Annotated in this window: 12 protein-coding genes; 9 read left to right on the forward strand and 3 right to left on the reverse strand. The window is 60.1% G+C overall.

The window, feature by feature from the left end:
- Positions 1 to 170: 170 nt before the first annotated feature.
- Together K8U03_00155 and K8U03_00160 are read left to right on the forward strand one after the other, a co-directional pair.
- Positions 171 to 1,205 (forward strand): hypothetical protein, encoded by a 1,035-nt coding sequence (locus K8U03_00155; protein ID MCE9603295.1) that lies wholly within the window; start codon positions 171 to 173, stop codon positions 1,203 to 1,205.
- A 69-nt stretch (positions 1,206 to 1,274) separates the two neighbouring features.
- Positions 1,275 to 2,434, forward strand: a protein-coding gene (locus K8U03_00160; GenBank protein ID MCE9603296.1) for an IS3 family transposase whose coding sequence is annotated in 2 segments (ribosomal slippage) — positions 1,275 to 1,536 and positions 1,536 to 2,434 — 1,161 coding nt in all. Because the reading frame shifts where the segments join, the coding sequence is not laid out codon by codon here.
- 34 nt (positions 2,435 to 2,468) lie between these two features.
- Here K8U03_00160 and K8U03_00165 read toward each other — a convergent pair.
- Entirely contained in the window at positions 2,469 to 3,167 is a 699-nt protein-coding gene (locus tag K8U03_00165; protein ID MCE9603297.1) for a hypothetical protein, read from the reverse strand.
- A 423-nt stretch (positions 3,168 to 3,590) separates the two neighbouring features.
- On the opposite strand from K8U03_00165, the gene K8U03_00170 reads away from it, so the two are divergent.
- The 5 genes from K8U03_00170 to K8U03_00190 all read left to right on the forward strand — a co-directional run bounded on the left by K8U03_00170 (position 3,591) and on the right by K8U03_00190 (position 7,709).
- Positions 3,591 to 4,361 carry a hypothetical protein gene (locus tag K8U03_00170; GenBank protein ID MCE9603298.1) on the forward strand — a complete coding sequence of 257 codons (771 nt, stop codon included), beginning with the start codon at positions 3,591 to 3,593 and terminating at the stop codon, positions 4,359 to 4,361.
- Positions 4,362 to 4,470: 109 nt separating this feature from the next.
- Positions 4,471 to 5,493: a DNA ligase gene (locus K8U03_00175; GenBank protein MCE9603299.1), complete on the forward strand. Its 1,023-nt coding sequence runs from the start codon at positions 4,471 to 4,473 to the stop codon at positions 5,491 to 5,493.
- A gap of 59 nt (positions 5,494 to 5,552) precedes the next feature.
- Positions 5,553 to 5,768, forward strand: coding sequence for a WGR domain-containing protein (locus K8U03_00180; GenBank protein ID MCE9603300.1), 216 nt, complete (start codon positions 5,553 to 5,555; stop codon positions 5,766 to 5,768).
- 182 nt (positions 5,769 to 5,950) lie between these two features.
- On the forward strand, positions 5,951 to 6,148 hold the full coding sequence (locus K8U03_00185) for a hypothetical protein (protein MCE9603301.1): 198 nt from the start codon (positions 5,951 to 5,953) through the stop codon (positions 6,146 to 6,148).
- A gap of 94 nt (positions 6,149 to 6,242) precedes the next feature.
- Positions 6,243 to 7,709 carry a hypothetical protein gene (locus tag K8U03_00190; protein MCE9603302.1) on the forward strand — a complete coding sequence of 489 codons (1,467 nt, stop codon included), beginning with the start codon at positions 6,243 to 6,245 and terminating at the stop codon, positions 7,707 to 7,709.
- On the opposite strand, the gene K8U03_00195 is transcribed toward K8U03_00190, so the two are convergent.
- Positions 7,681 to 12,867: an SUMF1/EgtB/PvdO family nonheme iron enzyme gene (locus tag K8U03_00195; protein MCE9603303.1), complete on the reverse strand. Its 5,187-nt coding sequence runs from the start codon at positions 12,865 to 12,867 to the stop codon at positions 7,681 to 7,683. The two genes, K8U03_00190 and K8U03_00195, sit on opposite strands and share 29 nt — an antisense overlap.
- Before the next feature lie 425 nt (positions 12,868 to 13,292).
- Positions 13,293 to 17,834: a DUF1080 domain-containing protein gene (locus K8U03_00200; GenBank protein MCE9603304.1), complete on the reverse strand. Its 4,542-nt coding sequence runs from the start codon at positions 17,832 to 17,834 to the stop codon at positions 13,293 to 13,295.
- A 741-nt stretch (positions 17,835 to 18,575) separates the two neighbouring features.
- On the opposite strand from K8U03_00200, the gene K8U03_00205 reads away from it, so the two are divergent.
- Both K8U03_00205 and K8U03_00210 read left to right on the forward strand, forming a co-directional pair.
- A complete protein-coding gene (locus K8U03_00205) occupies positions 18,576 to 19,079 on the forward strand; it encodes a hypothetical protein (GenBank protein MCE9603305.1) in 504 nt (167 codons plus the stop codon).
- Positions 19,076 to 19,918, forward strand: a complete 843-nt coding sequence (locus tag K8U03_00210; GenBank protein MCE9603306.1) for a PD-(D/E)XK nuclease family protein — start codon at positions 19,076 to 19,078, stop codon at positions 19,916 to 19,918. The genes K8U03_00205 and K8U03_00210 overlap by 4 nt, the downstream gene beginning before the upstream one ends.
- The last annotated feature ends 63 nt before the right edge of the window (positions 19,919 to 19,981 follow it).

Raw genomic sequence — 19,981 nt, forward strand, 5'->3', positions numbered from 1 at the left:
CTATGCGGCCTCTAAAGGTTCGGTCCACTGTTCGCGACCGGATAGCCGCACTATGCTAATTTCTCGTCCCAAGTCGTGGGCGAGGCGCCGATCATTCGTCGCCGGAAAGTCCCTTCGCTGACGGGCATCGACGCACGTTTCATGAACTCCGCACTCCGTACGAATCGCCGATGACTCCTAAGTCTCTTAAACCGCTGCTGGAACTTTTCGGAACGTTGAATTCGAACTCTGACCTGACACGGTTTCGCAGCGACTATCGCGAAGTTGTTCGACGACTCCCCGACAACTGCCCTGGTTTCCTGGTCCGCGCTCAGCATACGCTCGTCGACTGGGGAAGTCGACTGGATCACGAACCCGAAGTCGTCCTCGGGCAATGGCAAGCTCTCTCCGACGACGAATTCGACTCACTGCCCGACGCCTTGCAAACGCTGCTGTTTCGACTTATGCCGAAGTCGAAGTTTTCGCCCGACCAATGGCGCAGCTTCCTCGCCGAATGCAAAAACGCTAAGCTCGTCGAAGCCCTGCTGAAGCTACGCTTGATCGGCAAGAAAGACCTTTGCACGTGGATCGTTTCCGACCTGCAGTTCTTTGCTCAAAGCGCCGCGTTAGACTTCGCCGTACGTGCGAACTTGTTGAAGCCCAACGGCAAGCTCTGGGGGACGATCGCCGAGTCGGCGGCGCGTTCCTCTCGACTCATGTCACGAAACGAGCTGCTGGTGTCGGTCTACGAACGCTGGAAAGACGCGCATGCCGACCGCGCTCTCACCACGTTACTTTCGACGGACAGCGACGAGGCGTCGACCGCGCTATTGTCCGTGTTGCTCGATTCCCCCACGAGCGCAGCACGCTTCATTCGGTTTCTCGCGCCGGAATTGGGCCGGCAGAATTCATCCGAGTCGGCGATCGAGCGCGTAAACAATTTGTTCTCGCAACTTTGCGTAGATGCGTTAACCGGAACAAACGACGCCCTCCGCCTCGAACGCGCCGGGACTGCCTTTGGATTGTTGCGTTTAACTTATGATCTCGCACGCTTTAAGACGGACAAGCCGGAGTTGAATTCGGGCATCGAGTTGACGCTGCGAAAATCGGCCGTGGCGATCGCGAATTCCATCGCCCATCGAATTGAAGAAAACCCCGCCGCCCCGCAAAACTCGGCGTTTGTAACGCTAAGAGGGGGCGAAATGGCAGCCGTTTTGCGCGGGTGACCTGCCCCCATCAAACGAGTCCGGTCGCAAGGTGATAAACTTGCGGCTCTCACTTGAAAGGGGAAGGTCATGGCGAGAAAGCGATTGAGTGTAGAGCAGATCATTCAGAAGTTGCGGGAAGCGGAGTTGGAGTTGGCGCGCGGGCAGACGGTTCCGCAGGTGGCGAAGAAGATCGGCGTCACGGAGCAGACTTATTACCGCTGGCGAAAAGAGTACGGCGGCCTGCGGACGGATCAAGCGAAGCGCTTCAAGGAACTGGAGCAAGAGAATTCGCGACTGAAACGGCTGCTGGCCGACGCCGAACTCGACAAGGCGATTCTGCGGGAGGCCGCCGCGGGAAACTTCTGAGCCCGACCGGTCGGCGACGAGTCGTCGAACACGTGCGGGAGACGCTCGCCGTGAGCGAGCGTCGAGCCTGCCGTGTGTTGGGACAAGCGCGGGCGACGCAACGTCGCCCGCGGCTCGTTCCCGACGACGAACCGCGATTGGTCGGGCGGATCGTGAAGTTAGCGAGCGACTACGGTCGCTACGGCTATCGTAGAATTACGGCACTTCTGCGTCGTGAAGGCTGGAGCGTGAACCATAAGCGAGTCGAACGGCTCTGGCGCCGCGAGGGCTTAAAAGTGCCGCAGAAGCAGCCGAAGCGACGTCGGTTATGGTTCAACGACGGCTCGTGCGTCCGGCTGCGGCCGACGCATCGCGATCACGTCTGGAGCTATGACTTCGTGCAGGCTCGAACGCACGACGGTCGCGCCTTCCGGATGTTGACGGTCATCGACGAGTTCACGCGCGAGTGCTTGGCGATCGACGTGGCGCGGAGGCTCACGAGCGAAGACGTGCTAGAACGGCTGAGCGACCTGTTCATTCGCCGCGGCGTGCCGGAGCACATCCGCAGCGACAATGGCGCGGAGTTCACGGCCACGAAGATCAGAGAGTGGTTGCAACGGATCGACGTCAAGACGCTCTACATCGAACCGGGGAGTCCTTGGGAGAACGGTTACGTCGAATCGTTTAACGGTAAGCTGCGAGATGAACTCTTGGAGCGTGAGATCTTCGACACGCTCCGGGAGGCGAAGGTGCTCATCGAACGATGGCGGAGAGAGTACAACACGATCCGGCCGCACAGCTCGCTCGGCTACCGACCCCCGGCACCCGAGGCCGTTCAAGCTTGGTCTTTTCGCTACGCTGCGCTCCGCGAAAAGACCAAGCTTGATTCATCCGAGTCCTAACATCACACTTGGTATCAGTACCGGGGGCAGGTCACTAGTACGCCATCTTCAGGTAGATGAAGTAGGGCGCGATTGCATTATCACGCGCCCAGCTTTCTTCGATGATCTGTTCTAGCTCGGCGGAAATATCAAGGCACCAGCGATCGCTCCACCGCGCATCGAACCAGTCGGCAAGTTTTTGACATGCATCCTGATCGAGGACGTCGATGTTGAGTTCCCCTTGGTGCCGAAGTCCGGCGAGCGTCAGGTTGCTGCTTCCCAGGTAGCCGACTTTCGGGCTCACTGGGTCAGGGCGGAACAGCAGATATAGCTTGGCGTGCAGCGTGTGGCGGAGGAACAGCTTGACGACGACTTTCTTCGCCCGAAGCTGTGCCGCAAGTCGGCGAAGACCTGCTTCGTCGGCGTTGTTAGGCGTGCCGACCATGAGCTGGTTACGAAATTCCAGGGCGAGCTTCTTCTTGAGACGAACGGCCGTGGCATTATCGATTCCGTCTGATGCGCCGTCCTGTTGGAGAGATTCTCGAAGCTCTTCGTAAGGAGACTGATGCATGCCCACGAGGAGCCGACAGCAGTTTCCCTCGCCACCGGACCAACGTTCGACGAGCTCGTCGACTTGCCGCCAGCCTCGCAGGTTAAAGTAGCCAACGCAAAAGTCGGCGCGATCAGAAACCGTAAGGGTGCTGCGCAATGCTGGAAGCAGTGATCGATCGATATTGTCGAAGATGTGCGGCATGATAACTTGACGTACTTCAATGGGAGTCAGGTTTTACGAGAGAATTCGGTGCGTCCAGTAGTGAGCGGGTCTCGACAAGGCTTGTCGGTGATTGATTTGCGGAATAGTCCGGCGCTGGCGCGACAACATTCGCTTTCGCGGTGCTGAATTTGCAGTGCTGCGACGGCACCTTTTCGCGGTGTCGTGTACGAGCGACTTTACCAGAGGAGCCCAGTGCATGACAGCACTCGCGGGCGCGCATTTCGCGTTGCTGTGATTTGCAAACGCCCGGATGCGAACAGATGGGCAACTAGCTTAACGATCGAGCTAAATCCCGGGGGCGACCGCGTCAGAATACTTGAGCGAACGCATACCTACCGCGATCGCTTGTCGAACGTCTCGTTCGACCTCTCCCACCGGTTTTTCTTCGTCGAAGGAGAGTCCATGGTCAGTTCTACGCTCATGAATCATTGCGGAGCTCGGCAAGTCAACGCCGCAGAGTTGGCGACGATCGCACCGCCGCCGCCGACACAGACTTGGTTTCCGCTCGCCCACCGTGCCGTGCTCGACTCGGTCTGCGGTGCACTGGAAGGTGCCGGCTTCTTCATCTGTCGGAGCCGCTTGTCGGTTTCGCACGGCGGCTCGCGGTTCTTCGGTACGCTCGACCTGACAACGAACGTCAGCGAGGGCGTGTCGCTCGCCGTCGGGATCCGCAACTCGAACGATCAAAGCTTTCCAATCGGCTTCTGTTGCGGCCAGCGAGTCTTCGTGTGCGACAACCTCGCCTTCACGAGCGAAATCGTCGTCAGCAAGAAGCACACGCGTTTCGGCCAGGAGCGGTATCTAGAAGGCTTGGCCCGAGCGGTCGGATCGCTTGATCAATATCGCCGCTCGGCTGCCGGCTGGATCGAACGGATGCAACAGTTCGAACTCGGCGACGACCTCGCGAACTCGCTGCTCCTGCAAGCCTACGAACGAAAGATCGTCGGGCTCCGGCTTCTGCCGCTGGTCGTCGATGAGTGGCGGAAGCCGTCGCGAGAAGAGTATCGTCCGCGCACGGCCTATTCACTGTTCAACTGCTTCACAGAGGTCTTGGGCCGTGAACGTCAATCGCGGTTCCCGGCCGAGTCGGCGCTCGCGACGATGCGGCTGTGCAAGTTGCTCGCGCCGGGCACGGCGTCTGCGGCCGGTGACGACTTCACGACGGCGGCGTGACATCGCGTCTGTCCGGTGCCTTATTCGGGCGTTCCTTTCAACAACTCAAAGCGGCGATCAGCCTACTAGTGGGCTCGGTCGCCGCTTTCGTTTTTACCAGGAGGTTTCGATGCCTGATTTGCTCGACGGCGAGTCGGTCGAAGTTCAAGGTTCGGGTCGACTGCCGTATGTCTTGAAGAATACCGGCGGCGTCTATTCCTGCTCATGCCCGGCGTGGCGTAACCAATCGCTGCCGATCGAACGTCGCACCTGTAAGCACTTGAAGAAACACCGTGGCGAGGCAACGGAAACGGAACGAATCGGCGGCGTCGTGCCTACGTCCTTGTCCTTAACGGCGGATCGGAAGCCCACGGCACCGCCGCTCCTGTTGGCGGAGACGTGGGACGGCGAGCAAGACGTCGCCGGTTGGTACTTCAGCGAGAAGCTCGATGGCGTGCGAGCCTTCTGGGACGGCCGGCAATTTCTATCTCGGCAAGGCAACGTCTTTCATGCCCCGGCTTGGTTTCGGGCCGAGTTGCCGGCGGAGCCCTTCGACGGCGAGTTGTGGCTGGCTCGCAAGTCGTTTCAACGGACAATGTCGATCGTCCGTCGCCAAGACGAATCGGACCTCTGGCGAGCGATCCGCTACGTCGTCTTCGATGCTCCGGCTCTTGGTGGTCCGTTCGAGGAGCGAATGGAGTATTGCCGCGATCGGTTCGCTCGCTATCCGTCGCAGCTCGTGAACGCATTGCCGCAACGGATCTGTCGCGGTGTCGATCATTTGCTAGCCGAACTCGACAAGGTGCTGCGCCTCGGCGGTGAAGGGCTGATGCTTCGCCGTCCCGGTTCGCTGTACGAGGCAGGGCGCTCGTCGACGCTGCTCAAGGTCAAGCGATTCTTGGATGCCGAGGCCCGAGTGATCGGACATCAGCCCGGCACAGGTCGACATCGCGGCCGGCTGGGGGCCTTACTTGTCGAACTCCCCAACGGAATTCGGTTCGCGGTCGGGACTGGCTTCAGCGATCGGGAGCGTGAGCGGCCGCCGGTTATCGGTTCCACCATTACGTTCCGCTACCAGGAGCTTTCCGATCGGGGAGTACCTCGGTTCCCGGCGTTCGCTCGCCTTCGTAACGACTTGTTCGCCGCTTCGTAGCGAGCCGGTCTCGCTCTCACGAAGCTCACCCACCCCTTTTCAACTTCGGAGTCAACGCCATGAATCGTCGCTTTGAATTCGTCGAGGGCACGTCCGCCAAGTTTTGGGAAGTCAGTACCGTGTGTTGCGACGTTACGATTCGCTACGGTCGTATCGGGACTGCCGGCCAGCCGCTGACCAAATCGTTCCCCGATCCGGCCGCCGCCCGGAAACATGTCGAAAAGTTGATCGCGTCGAAAGTCGCGAAAGGTTACGTCGAGTTGGTCCACTCGTAGCTCTCGTTTCTCCGCAACCTTCGTTGCGGGATGCGCCTGAGCGAGCGTTGCCGATCTTAATTGGATCGGCTCGCTCTTCCTCCTTTGTGTTCCCACGGTATTTCGTCGTCGCGATGGCCGGGTGACCGGTCGTGGCGACGATTGGAGGTCCGTTTCTATCCTTTGATCTTTAGGAGTTCGCCATGACCCAAGCCGAATTGGAAAACGAACTGGCCCGCTCGACGGGCGATTCCCTCTCGACGATTCGTCGTCACGGTTTCAACCTCGTCGAAGTTCCCGATGGCGAGCCGCTCGCGATCGATTGGGACGAAGTGCAGCAGATCGAGTCGCTGCGCTATCCGCCGCGTCGACGACCGGCACGTCGGCAGTTGGCGGCCTAGCCGCTTCGTTCGTCCGATCCTACACCTCGCCCCGTGTCGCTCGTCCCGGCGTCGGGGTGAGCGGCACGGGTTCTTTCTACTTCGGAGACTCCCCGTGTTGACCATCTCTCGTTCGATTCTCCGCCGCTTCCGCACGCTTTGTCGTCGCGGCGGACTGTATAAGGCCGGCTCGACCGGCTGCATCGTGACATTCGTCGGCGGCCCCGAAGGTTGTCGCATCCAAGCCGTGTCAGCGGACATCGCGATCGAATACCATCAGCCTGCGCCGTGTGAGGCCCGCACGATTCGTCTGCCGCTAGTCGCCTTGGAAGCTTGCCAAGGGCGGGACGAGTCGCCGGTGACCATCACGATCCGACCGGATGACTCAGTCGAGTTGGCCTGGAATGATCACGGCGTCCCTCGTTCCTCGGAGCAGATTCAGCCGAAGCCGAAGGGCGATGCGTTTCCGGTTTGGCCGGATACGATGCTGCCCAACGACGCCGAATTGTGGCCACCGCTGGCAGATGCGGTCGAGACGACTGATCCGAATTCCTCTCGCTACGCACTCGGCTGCCTGCAGCTACGCGGAGCGGCCGGAACCGTCGAGGCCACCGACGGACACCAAGCCTTAACTCAAGGTGGGTACCGCTTCGGTTTCGAGGACGATGCCTTAGTGCCGGCGACGAAGTTGCTCGGCTGTACCGACCTGAACGCTCCCGACGGGTTTCGGGTCGGCCGAAGCGAAAAGCACGTGGGCTTCGAACTGGGCTCCTGGCGATTGACGCTCCGGATTCAAGACGGCCGGTTTCCGAAACTCGATCAGATCCTGCCGAGCGGTGTAGGCGTGAAGTCGACGCTTGAGTTCGCGCCTGACGATGCCCGTTTGCTCACAGAAGCATTACCTCGGCTGCCTTGCCATGACGGCGTTCACATGCCCGTTACGCTGGATCTTAACGGGAAGGTGCTTGTCCGTTGCCGAGAGACCGAGACGGCGCGACCGACCGAGTTGCAACTCGGTGCCTCGCAGCTCGTCGGCGAGCCGATCGTGCTGAACACGAACCGTCGATACGTCGAACGCGCGCTGCGGCTCGGTTTCCGCAATGTCGGTCTCTTCGGGCCGGAATCCCCGGCGTTGTGCGTCGATGATCGCCGCCGGTTCATTTGGATGTTGCTCGACAAAGGCTCCGCTATTCCTCGTCACGAAGATCCGATCCGGATGACTCCAGACGTTGCGCGCCGGCCAAGCAATCATGCGAAACACGCCGAATCGGATCGCGGTTCCGCTTTGCCTCGTACTTCTAAACCCCAACCAGCGGAGGTCGTTGTGACCGTACCGATCGACAAGAAAGTCGCAGCGTCGGCGACGGCGGTGACGCCGAACGATGCCAAGCCGGAAAAGCCGGCGCATAAGAGCACGGCTGAGTCTGCGATCGAGCAAGCCCTGACACTGCGCGACACGTTGCGCACGGCCGCTCAGCAAGCCGGTGAGTTGGCCCGTTCGCTGAAGCAACAGAAGCGGCAGGCGCGAATTGTCGCGACGACGCTCGCGTCGCTCAAGGAGTTGCAGAAGGTGGCTGGCTAGGCTTGCCCGGGGCGGCGGCGGGAAACGTGAATTGCGGTGTGATGGTCGTCGTCGTCTTTGGAATTTCTAGAGTACGCGCGACGCGAAACCCTCCCAGATAGGATGCCAAAATCGGAGTCGGCGGCGAGTTCATGCGAGAGGCGCTGCGTAAACTCAAACTATTGATATACGCGGTTCCCCCACGAATGACGCGATGCGTGCCGACGGCAGGGCCGGGGGGATCGTTGAGCGGAGATCGGGTATACCAGTCGGCCTCATACCAGTCCTGACACCATTCGTAGGCACTCCCGCTCATGTCGTAGAGCCCGAAATGGTTCGGCTTGAGCGCTCCGACGGTCGCGAAGTTTCGAGCGTTCGATTGATACGTCGCATACTCCTTGAGCTGAACGTCTTCATCGCCGTGAGCATACTGCGTCGTCGTTCCTGCACGGCATGCGTATTCCCATTCGGCCTCGGTCGGTAACCGATAGCCGAAGCCGTCTCGGAGTTGCCACGACGCGCCGTCCTTTTGATAGGCCGCCAAAAGATGATCTTGTTCACTTAGCCAGTTGCAGAATGCACAGGCGTCGTTCCACGAGATCCGTTCTACCGGAGACGTCGGCATAAGTACGCGCCAGGTTTTTTTCTCGCTGGCCGTCGGGTCCGCTGCGATCATTCGCTCCCGTTCCGTTACATGACCGGTTGCTTTAACGAACCTGGCGAATTGTTCGACGGTGACTTCCGTGGCCGACATCACAAACGGTTTCGTCAACACGACGCGATGTTGAGGAGTCTCGCCGGCCCCGATTAGAACCGCAGCCTGTTCATCGCTGCTTCCCATCCGGAACTCACCGGGCGGAATGAGGACCATCGTTGCGCCGACGTTGTTGGGAGTCTTGACATCAATCCCCAAATGCATTGCCCAGGCGTCTTGGTGCGAGCGGGCCGTCTTGGCGTCGAATGGGGCCACGGCCGGCGGCGGCTGCGTGCCGATCAGTGTGGGTTTGGAGGTTGGCTGCTGGATGACAGGTGAGGTCGCTGACAGCAGGGCGGCCGGCGATGCGAGTGTGCGAGCGAGGCGAAAACCCGTGTAGAGATGAGGACTCCGAGGCTCATAAGAATCGCGCTGCGCGGAAGTGATTGCCGTCGCATGAGGGCTCCAGCTTCCGCCGCGATGGACGCGAGAGGAACCAATGCTCGAACCTGGGGGATCGGTTTGAGATCCATTGCCGTATGCTGTCTGGAACCAATCCTGACACCATTCGTTGAGATTGCCGTGCATGTCGTAGAGCCCGAATGGATTCGGCAACTTCGCGCCGACGGCCCGCGGGCGTCCTTCAGCGTTCGCGGCGAACCAAGCGTGGTTTTTGAGTTCCGCTTGGTCGTCGCCGAACGAATAGAGCGTCGTCGTCCCGCCGCGGCAGGCGTATTCCCATTCCGCTTCGCTCGGCAGGCGGTAGCCGTTCGCTTCCGGCGTTGCAACCCACGCGCCGTTTTCATTCTTACGATAGTTCGGCCGGAGTTGCTCCTGGCCGCTTAACCAATTGCAAAACGCGCAAGCATCGTTCCACGATACGTTCGTTACCGGTAACTCATCGCTCAAGTCGTAGCCTGGGTTGAGCCAAGTCTGATTCCTGCGCTTCGTATCGGGGTTGTCGATTAGGTCTTGCTCCGCGTCCGAAACGTGCTTGGTTGCTTCGACGAATTGCTTGAATTGTTTGTTGGTAACCTCGGTTGCGCCGAGCGCAAACGGCTTGCTCAAAATCACTCGGTGCTGCGGCCGCTCGACACGACGAATCCAATTGAGGTGCCCCTCGTAGGCTTTCAGCTTCGTAGCGATCTTCACCGTGGACTCGATCTGCTCATCGGAGCTTCCCATCAAGAATTCGCCCGGCGGTATGACGACCATACTCGTGCCGATGCTGTTCCTCGTTTCCACTTCGATTCCGAGATGCTTGGCCCACTCAGCTTGGTGGATCCGGGCCTGTTTTGCATCGAACGGAGATTTCGCCGGCAGCGGCTCCGGGCCGGTTAATTTCACGGCCGGCGGCGCCGTGACGAACGGCGAGACCGATGTCGACGTGACCGCCGCCGTCATGTCGCCTAACTCTCGTACGCAACGAAATCCGTTGTTGACATGACGGGAGTATGGCGAGTAGTTGAGGCGATACGCAGAGCGACAGTAGAAAGCGGGGGAGGTCCAGTAGGCGCCACGGATCACGCGAAGGAAGCCGACAGCTGGGCCGTGTGGGTCATTTAGCGCAGATACTGAATACGATTTCTCGTCGAAATAATCTTCGCACCATTCGCACAAATTGCCCTGCATATCGAACAGGCCGAAGTTGTTCGGCAACAGTGTGCCCACCGGATGCGCCTTGCCGCCAGCGTTCTTGTCATGCCAACTATACTTGGACAAGTCGTTGTAGTCGTCGCCAAAATTGTATTGTGTCGTCGTGCCGGCCCGACAGGCATACTCCCACTCCGCTTCGGTCGGAAGGCGATACGTTGCTTTCTCGTGTGTTGAAAGCCACTGACAGTAAGCCGTGGCGTCGTTCCAAGTGATGAACGCCGCCGGCAAATCATCGCTCGCAACATAGCCGGGATCGAGGTAGGTCTGGATCGGCTTCGGCGGTGGTTGGCCAGCCTCGACCGGAGGCGGCGCAGCCTTGGCGACGGCCTCGGCCTTTTCTGCTTCCGTGACATACCCCGTGGCGGAAAACTTCTTAAACTGCCCGATCGTGACTTCGGTCACACTCATCAGCAGCGGCTTCGTGATGACGACTTTGTGTTGAGGCCGTTCGGCCTTTTCGACGAGTCTAATGGCTCCGCTAGGGGCTTTGATTTTTTCTGCCACCTTCAACGCCGCCTCGACTTGCTCATCGGTGCTTCCCATCAAGAATTCGCCGGGCGGAATCAGGATCATCGTCTGCCCCGCGCTGTTGGGCGTCTCGACTTCGATTCCCAAATGTTTCGCCCAGGCTTGTTGATGGGCCTTGGCTTGCCTGGCATCAAAGGGAGACTTGGCGCGCGGTGGTGTCATGCTTTGCCGAAGCGGCAGAGCCTGCCCGGCAAAGACTTGCAGTTGCCAGGACGAAAACTCGAACGAGTCCTTGAAGCAAAAAACTTCAAGCGTCGACGTGCCGGGAAAACCGGGATGACTGTCCCAAGGCTTACCGATCTTCGAGATTGCTCCTTGCCATTCTGCGGCAGGCAATCCATTGACGGTAACACGGATGCTACCTTCGCCGCCCGGTTCGCGACGAACCCGTGCTACGATCGTTCCGCCGTCCTTCGCAGCAGTCGGCCAATCGCCGATTCTCTGTCGCCGATCATTCTCTACCTTGAGTTGGATGCCGCCCCCGATAACGATATCGAGTCCGGTCTCGGACTTGTCGGAGCAGGGAAGATCGAACGTGAATACGCTAGTGCCGGAGAGTCGCCGAACCTTCGCGACGATCTCGTAATCGGTGGCATTCTTGAGATCTACGGGAACGGCGATCCGCCCGGATTTTCCATCCGTCGTGTAAGTGACTTGTTCGCCGGATCGGGTCCAATTATTGGCCCCGGTCAAGTTGGGTGCCGGTACGCGATCTTGCTGCAAGTCGAGCAACGCTAGGAGATCGAACGTTTGCAGCGGTGGAGATGGCCGCCTTGAACCTGCGGATTCGCGTACAGGAAAAACGGGAGGCGGCAACGTACCGACGGGGGCCGGCACCGTGGGCGTCGATGAGTTGTTGGGGGTCGTCGGCTGCACTTCAACCGAATGTCCCTCGGCCACTTCGAGTCGAGCCACTTCCTTCCCGTCCTGATCGCGGACGATCACGATCACTCCCAGTAACAAGAATAAGAATCCCGCGGCACCGGCACCGATCAACACCTTCATGTTTTTCGAGGGCGGTTGCTTTGCCCTACCGACGCTCGTGGGCTTGGGAGCGGTCGCCGGCTTAGCCTGTGGTGCGGCTAACGACGGCACGATCTCGCTTTTGGGATCGGTTTCGACTTCGGCTCCGACAAAGGCGATCGTCTGCTCGGTCTTCACCGCCGTTTGCAGGCTCGGCTGAGCGGTCGAAGTCGCTGTCCGCTTCGGTTGTTTCAGCGATTGAAAAAAGTTCGACAACTGACCGTCGCTAGGGCTCGTGAACGAAGCTGTCGCCCCAGGATTTCGAAACGCTTCGAGTTCGGCAACCAGTTCGGAGGCTTTTTGGTAACGGTCGTCAGGCCTCTTGGCGACCATCTTCCGGAAGATGCGGTCGATCTCGGCCGGGCAATCGGGACGTCGAGCGCACAGCGAGGGTATCGGATCGCCTGCGTGGGCGAAGATTTTTTTCACCACGGTCTCGCCTTGATAGACGCTCTCGCCCGTCAGCAAGCGAAACAGCGAGCACCCCAAGCTATAGATATCGCTTCGGGCGTCGGCGGCATGCGTGTCTTGAGCTTGCTCCGGAGCCATGTAATCAACGGTGCCCATCACGGCACCGGTGTTCGTCAGCTGATGGTCGGCCGCATCACCAGACGAATCGAAACGGGCCAAGCCCATGTCGAGAATCTTCACGACGCCTTCTTGGTCGAGTAGTAGATTGGCGGGCTTGATGTCACGGTGGACGACACCTTTGCCGTGAGCGAACGCCAAGCCGCGCGCAGCTTGCAAAATGTAGTCGGTCGCTGCGGAAACCGGCAACGGACCTTTCTGTTTGATGATCGCCGAGAGGTCTTGCCCTTCGACGTATTCCATCACCAGATACCAGACGCCGCGCTGCACGCCGGCGTCGTGCGTCTGCACGATGTTGGGATGACTGAGCTTAGCGGCCGCTTGCACTTCACGCTCGAACCGTTTGACGGCCCCTTCGTCTTTGGTGAGCGAGGCCGGCAACAGCTTGATTGCGGCGAGACGCTTCATGCGTCGATGATGGGCCTTGAAGACTTCGCCCATGCCCCCGGCGCCGATCTTGCCGAGCAATAAGTAGTCGCCCAAGACGAGCGGCCTATTGCTGCCGGAGAGGAGTTCTTGCGATTGGAACGTGCTCAGTCGCTCTTGCTTGACCAGCAACGCGGAGAAGGCGTCGGCGTCTTTCGGTCTCTCGCTGGCGGGAATCTCAGCCCACAACGCCTTCACTTCCTCGGCGGTCATCAGGCCGGAGGCGACGAGCGATTTCCCGAACTGATCGACCGACACGGCCATGAAGCCCCCCGAAAAGTATTGGGAATCATCATAACCTTCCTTCCGGCGGGAGCCAGCGTGGCAGTTAAAAGAACGGACTTGCATCGATGCAGCTTGAAAGCGACTCAACGGCTTTCCTCGATTTCTGTACTTTGAAAACGACGCGGAGCGAGCCGATGGGAGTGCGTGGCGTTCGTAGCAGTCGTCGAACCTCCGTGGTCCCGGTTCTAGACGGCGGTGTTAGTTATGCTTAAATGGTCGCGGCGCATCGACTTCGACGCACACCGTGGTGGGTGTTAGATCCTGCGAGTCAACCGGCATTTCGACAGCGAACATGAGCTAACACTAAGGCGAGTGTGAGACCAAACGCCGTAAATCACGGCATTCCATGACATCTCACACCGAAGCAGCCGAAGCGCGTCCGCTTATTCCCAAAAATCTCTCGATTACCTGCGCTGTGTCAGCCGGATCGAATGGATGTGAAACGTCCCCTGCGAGCCGAGGAACAACGACTGTTTGTTCGGGATGTCCCAGAATTTGGTCGAGAGTTGCTCGGACCGGCCCTTCCAATCGACCACCTTTTCGGCATCGCAGAAGACCCTGACACCGTCGGAGCGCACTTCAACCCGAACCGTCTTGCGCTCGTTCAGCGTCAACCGACGCCCGGGATTCTTCGTCGAATTCGTTCCCTGCCCGATGTATTGGCCGTCGATATCGTCGATTCCCCACAAACCCGAGCTGCCGTAGGAATCCATCATCACAGTCGCTTGGTGGCCGTCGGAAACGAGACCGAACACCATACCCGTGCCGCCTTCAACCTTGCGCTCGATGACGAGTTCGATGTCGTAAGATTTCGGAACCGGTCCGGGCGTCGGCAAGTAGAGCCGAGCTTGTCCGCCGCCTCCGCCGTTCGGCGGCGTGACGAGCATGCTCCCTTGCTTCATCCAATTGCCGGCGACGACATCGCGCGGGATTTGAATCGCGCTTAAGAGATCGATCGCCGGGCCTACTGCCGCGCCGGTCGGCGCTGCTCCGCTGCGCACCCACGTCACGCCGACGATTTGCCCGTGCCGCTTATGGCTGGAGGAATCGAGAAGTTCAGTTCCCGAACCCTCGTCACAATGATAGAGACCAAGCGTATGCACATCCGGCGTAAAGCGTTCTTCAGGTTCGAAGTCGACATCGTAACGAGCCGTGGACGAAACGCGGATTTCGTCGATTTTGCCGTCGTAGCGTGAGGGGTAACCTCCGAGACGCTCGCTACCGATCCACGTACCGTCGAACTTCGCCGTGCTTGAGGCCGTTGACACCCCCGATTGCTTCTTGACCAGTTTTCCGTCGACGAACAATCGTGATTCGCCGGCATCGACGACGTGCGCCAGATGCGTCCACCGGTCGGCCGACATGGTCGTGCCGTATAGATCGCGACTAACTCTGTCGTCAGCTGTTCGTTCCGCGCCGTGGGGAATGCGATTCGCCGAGTGGAGTTGGACCGGCGCCCGACCGTTCACGCGCACGATCGGCATCGTTTTGCCACTGAAGTCTCGGACGCGACATTCCAACGTGTACGGTCCGCCGTCGCGTTGCAGGTTAGGAATAATGATTTCGCCCGTCCCCCCATTGAAACTCAATGCGGCATCGGCGACCCCGGCTGGGGTGTCGACCGTCGCGGCCGACTGTCCCAAGGCCGGCTCGCCGGCCGTCTTCGATTCGCTGCGCTCCCAAGTCGCGTCGATGATATTGCCGTGGCGCTCATAGCCCGATGAGTCTTTGAGAACGTTGCCGGTGCCTTCATCGCAATGATACAGAGCCAACGTGTTCTCGTCGGTCACATGTCGCGTTTTCGGTGTGAAGTCGGCCGTATAGCGCGCCACCTTGGAGAAGCGCACTTCCCCGATCGTGCCCTTGAATTTATCGCCGATCAGCGGCGGCCTTACTTGGACGGTAAAGTCTTTGGGATTCACCGCCGCCTTTCCCACGAGAGTTCCATCGACGTAGAGGCGGAACTCCGATTTGTCCTGAACGCCGGCGACGTGAACAAGACGGCCCAATTCGACAGGAGTTCGAGCATCGACCCAATGGTGGCCGCTCGCTAGGTAGACGTTCCTCAAGGTCCAACGATCGCCTTTGAGCACATGGAGGCCCAAAGTCATGGTGGCGGACGGCGAGTAGACTACGGCACTGGACACGAAGGCCTCCGGACGCACGAAGGCTTCCACCGTACAGGAGTCCATCGCGAACGGAATCACTTCGTCGAACTTAACGTTTGCGGTCCCGTCGAAGTGCAGGTTGTAGTCTCCTTGGGCCGCAGAACCCGGTGGAGTTGTTCCGGTCGGCACCGTGGTTCGCGGCGTACCGTCGGGATTGAGTTCCCGCACGCGCAGGTTGCGAAACTCGATCTGCTCGGGATAAAGTTGCAAGCCGAGCCGACCGCGCGAGCGCTTGCCGCCGATAAGCTCGGTGGCGACGACTTGCGTGCCGTTGATCGAGATCCGGGCGCTGGTCTTAAACGCGGCGAGCCGAAACTGATGCCACTGGCCTGCCGGCGGACGAACCTCGGGGCTTGGCGCCACATTGCCGAAGATCGCGCCGGTGCGGGTCTTGCTCTGGGTGGTTTCGAACCTCTTTGCACTGTCGTCGAGGAGTTGCACCTCTTGGAAGTCGGCACCGCTCATGTTGCCTTCCGGCCAAGCGCGGAAAAAGACACCGCTGTTGCTGTTCGGCCCGATCTTATATTCGCACTCGAACTCGAAATCGTCGTAATCCCGGTCGGACATCAGCCAGCCGAACGCGTTACCAGTCGTACGACCTACGAGAACACCGTCGGCGACGCTCCACCCGTTGAAGCCTTGCGGGGTCCAATTGGTGAGATCGCGGCCGTTGAAGAGCGAGCTCCAACCGGCGGTCGGGACCGTCGTCGACGGGGTCGTTGCGACGTTCGTCGGGGTGGTCGACGACGGAACCGTCGTCGGTTCAATCCATTCAACGTTGCAATTGGGAAACGCCTTTTTGAGCTCCGCGACGCCCGCCGCCGTGACACCCGTTCCACCGAGCCTGACGAGATCCAATCCCGGCAATTTGGCGAGATGCTTGAGGCCGACGTTTGTGATTCCCTCGTTGCCTCGCAGATCGATTTGGCGCAACGAAGTTAAGCGAGTCGCAACCCATTGCATGCCACGATCGGTGATGCGTCCCCCGGCGATTTGAAGCGAGTCAAGTTTCGGTAAGTCTGCTAACTGCTCAAGGGCCGTGTCCGAACATCCTAAATTCGTAACGTTGATTTCGAACAGCCGACTCAGCCCATGGATCTCCCGAAGCGAGTCGATCGGCGGAGCACCGCGTGCGATCTTCAGGACGTAGAACGGTTCGCGTGGAAGCGCCGATTTGTTCAGCACCTTGGTTGAACCGAATGCGCCGTTTCCCACTAAAACGATTTCGCAAGAGCCCGTTCCGACAAGACACCATTCCGCGGCGGCCCGATTCCTTTGCGCTTCCGCGGCCGAGATCCCGGCTGCGGGAGGTGCGGCGGGTGTCGGCTTCACTTCCACACTCGCCCCGCTGGGCACGTTCACTTCCGCGACGACGTTGCCGTCTTTGTCGCGCACCGTCACGATGATGCCCGCGACGAGCAGCAGCACCGCCCCGATAAGCCCGCCGGCTATCAGCTTCACGTTCTTGCGCGGCGGGGACTTAGTCTTCTTCGCGCCGGCGCGCGGCGGCGCCACTGCCGCAGCGGAGGCGAAGCCTGCGCCGGCCGGAAGCACTTGGCTCTTCGGATCCGTATCGGCTTCCGCCTTGTCGAACTGCGCAGTCGCGTCGAGCTGCGCCGCCACTGAAGTCTTCGACGGGGCCGACTTGACTTGTGCCGTCGATGGGCCGGCCTTCGTCGGGCTGCTCCCCATCGCATTCATGAACGATGCGAGCTCTGCGTTGTTCCCGGCGCCGGATCCGGAACGCGAACCACCGCCGGACGAACCGGATCCCGCAAAGGGCTCCAGCGCCGCAATCACTTCGTCCATCGACTGAAGCCGGTCTTGCGGCCGCTTGGCGATCATTTTGTGAAATGCTTGCTCAAGCGCCCACGGTACGTCATCGCGCGTCTTCACGAGCGACGGCAACGGCCCGTCGCGGTGCGCCATCAGCCGGCCGATCATCGAATCGGCCTCGTAGACCTTCTTGGCCGTGAGCAGAAACCAGAGCGTGCAGCCGAGCGAATAGATGTCGGCCCGAGCGTCGGCGGTCTTCGTATTCGCCGCCTGCTCGGGACTCATAAAGTCGACCGTTCCCATCACTTGCTCGGTGGCAGTGAGACCGTCGTCGCCTCCTTCGATACGGGCTAAGCCCATGTCGAGAATCTTGACGACTCCCTTTTTATCGAGCAGTAAGTTCGCCGGCTTGATGTCGCGGTGGATGACCCCTTCGGCGTGCGCGAAGGCGAGCCCTTTGGCCGCTTGCAAGACGTAGTCGACGGCCCGCTCGACCGAGCACGGACCGTTCTTCTTGACCAAGTCCGAGAGGTCGCTGCCGTCGACGAACTGCATCACCAGATACTTGACGTTGCCGGCCTCGCCGGAGTCGTAGGCGGTGACGATATTCGGGTGCTCGAGCCGGGCCGCGGCTTGCACTTCACGCTGGAAGCGCTTCACGGCCCCTTCGTCTTTCATCGCCGTGCCCGACATCACCTTCAGCGCCACGACGCGCTTCATCCGGCGATGCTGCGCCTTGTAGACGTTCCCCATGCCGCCGGCGCCGATTTCGGCGAGGAGCGAATACTCCCCCATGATCAACCGGGCGCCGCGGCTGGCGAGCAGCTCTGTGGCTTGAAATTCCGTAAGCTTCTTTTGGGCAACCAGCAGCTTGGCAAAGGCGTCGTCATCTTTCGGGCGCTCACCGGCGGGAATCTCAGTCCACAATGCCTTCACGTCCTCGCCGGTCATGAGACCGGAGGCGACGAGCGATTTTCCGAATTGATCGACCGACGCCGCCATAGATCCCCCGTAAAGTAACGGGATTTATCATAGCCTTACTTCCGGCGGGAGCTACCGTGGCCGCTGAAAAGTGCGCCGTTGCGTCGATACCGGCTGGCGATCGCGGAGGGTTGTACGCAACCGCAGCGAATGGAGTGAAGCGGGTGCCCGGATCCTCGGTATCTCGAAATGTCTCCGGGCCAACCGATAGTGCGCGGCGGCCGGACCATAGCGAGTCGGGACACGAAATCTCCGTCCATCGCCGAAGGGGGTGACGTGGCTGGATTGCTCCTTCGCTTCCGAGTCGCGGAGAAAATCGCCGTTAGCTGCCCGGTCTCTCCGGGCCCGGCCGGTAAGTATTATCTAAGTGCGCACCCGATAACGACTTCGACTAACACTAGTTCGGGTGTTAGTTCGTGTGACTCAGCCGACGCGACTTAGTCAACAGCCGTGAGTTGCAGCAGTTGAGGTCATCTAACACTAGTCGTGCGAGAGCGGCAGGTAGGTTTTCGACGCCGGCGGGCCGATGTCTATCTCACGGACTTCTGAAGCTCGCCACCGGTCGATGTTCGGCGTCGGCCTTCGGGTCCCGTGGCGCTGGAGCGCCTAGCGCGCCCGTAGAGCGCCGCTGTGCCCGAGGCGCTGTCCCAGGGTCGTCCTGGCCTCCTTCGCGTCCAGCGCTGCGCTCGCGCCCTTTAACGACGATAACCGCGCCTTGTGCGCATTACCCATTTTCACATCCTCCTCAAACCGGAGATTCCCGTGCTCAAACTCAACGTCGGATTCACGAAGAAGGTCGGCGAATCGAACTACGGCTCGCGAGGTGCGGCCGTCAACCTGGAACTCGAACTCGATTCGTCGCTCGTCGGCGACGCCGTTCGCTTGAAGGATCGGATTCGCCAACTCTTCGGACTGGCGAAGGCGTCGGTCGATGAAGAACTCGCCGCCGGTGCGGTTCAGCCGGCCGCGAACGGTCACACGGCCACCGAGCGCGCCGGCAGTCAAGCGAACGGCGACGGAAGCGCAACCGTCCAAACCAACGGTCGCTCCAGCAATCGACATCGCGACGGCACCAGGGCCGCCACGGCGAGCCAACAGCGGGCGCTCACCGCGATCGCGGAGCGGCAGGGGATCGTACTCGGCGATAAGCTCCACGCTATGTTCGGCGTCCGCGACCCAGCCGAGTTAACGATTACGGAAGCGAGCAGTCTCATCGACGAACTCAAGGGAGCAGCCGGTGCGAACGGCAACGGAGGCCGCCGATGATTAGAGCGCCGGTACGACCGGCCACGAGAGCGAGTCCAGCGCCGCAACCGACGCCTCCCAAGCCGGCGCGCGATTACTTGAGTTACTCGGCCGTCACGACGTACCAAGGTTGTCCGTTGCGGTACTTCTTTCGCTACATCGCCGGCCTGCCGGAGCGAACCGTCTCGTCGAGTCTAGTGTTCGGCAGCGCGATCCATCGAGCCGTCGAGTACCACTTCAACGAGTTGCTGGCCGGCAACGAGCCGCCGACAGCGGAGGCGCTCCTCGGTGAATATGACCGACACTGGCGAGAGACGAATTCAGCAACGGTCCGATTCGGCAAAGGTGAGAACCTCGACGGCCTTGGTGACTTAGCGAGACGCGTGATCGCAGCCTTCCAAACAAGTTCGCTCGCAGTGCCGAACGGCCAAATCATCGGTGTCGAGGAAGAGCTTCGGGAACCATTGCTGAGCGGCTGCCCGGACGTGTTGGGCCGCATCGATCTGCTGGTGGAGACCGTCGACGAGCTGATCGTGACGGATTTCAAAACGTCACGGTCGCGGTGGTCACGAGCGCAAGCCGATGATTCGGCCGGACAACTCTTACTGTATCACGAGCTGGTTCGCGACTTCGCACCGCGAAAGCGACTGCGATTGCAGTTCGCCGTGATCACCAAGACCAAAGAGCCATCGATCGATCTGCTCGAGGTGGCGATCGACCGGAAGCGGATCGACCGAACGAAACGCGTCATGGAACGGGTCTGGAAAGCGATCGAGGCGAAGAGCTTCTATCCGGCACCGTCGGCCATGCAATGTCCGACATGCCCGTTTCGTGAGCCGTGCCGCAAGTGGAACGGCTAGCGAACTTCAGGATCTAATCAAAATCAATCAGAGTAATTCGATTTCAGGAGGAAAGAATGGAAT

Source organism: Planctomycetia bacterium (assembly GCA_021413845.1).
Lineage (GTDB): Bacteria > Planctomycetota > Planctomycetia > Pirellulales > PNKZ01 > PNKZ01.

What these genes read in the sequence shown, in the direction of transcription:
- K8U03_00200 (MCE9603304.1), bottom strand. Translation starts at nt 17,834, where the DNA reads ATGGCGGCGTCGGTCGATCAATTCGGAAAATCGCTCGTCGCCTCCGGT.
- K8U03_00180 (MCE9603300.1), top strand. Translation starts at nt 5,553, where the DNA reads ATGAATCGTCGCTTTGAATTCGTCGAGGGCACGTCCGCCAAGTTTTGG.
- K8U03_00185 (MCE9603301.1), top strand. Translation starts at nt 5,951, where the DNA reads ATGACCCAAGCCGAATTGGAAAACGAACTGGCCCGCTCGACGGGCGAT.
- K8U03_00170 (MCE9603298.1), top strand. Translation starts at nt 3,591, where the DNA reads ATGGTCAGTTCTACGCTCATGAATCATTGCGGAGCTCGGCAAGTCAAC.
- K8U03_00165 (MCE9603297.1), bottom strand. Translation starts at nt 3,167, where the DNA reads ATGCCGCACATCTTCGACAATATCGATCGATCACTGCTTCCAGCATTG.
- K8U03_00195 (MCE9603303.1), bottom strand. Translation starts at nt 12,867, where the DNA reads ATGGCCGTGTCGGTCGATCAGTTCGGGAAATCGCTCGTCGCCTCCGGC.
- K8U03_00155 (MCE9603295.1), top strand. Translation starts at nt 171, where the DNA reads ATGACTCCTAAGTCTCTTAAACCGCTGCTGGAACTTTTCGGAACGTTG.
- K8U03_00175 (MCE9603299.1), top strand. Translation starts at nt 4,471, where the DNA reads ATGCCTGATTTGCTCGACGGCGAGTCGGTCGAAGTTCAAGGTTCGGGT.
- K8U03_00210 (MCE9603306.1), top strand. Translation starts at nt 19,076, where the DNA reads ATGATTAGAGCGCCGGTACGACCGGCCACGAGAGCGAGTCCAGCGCCG.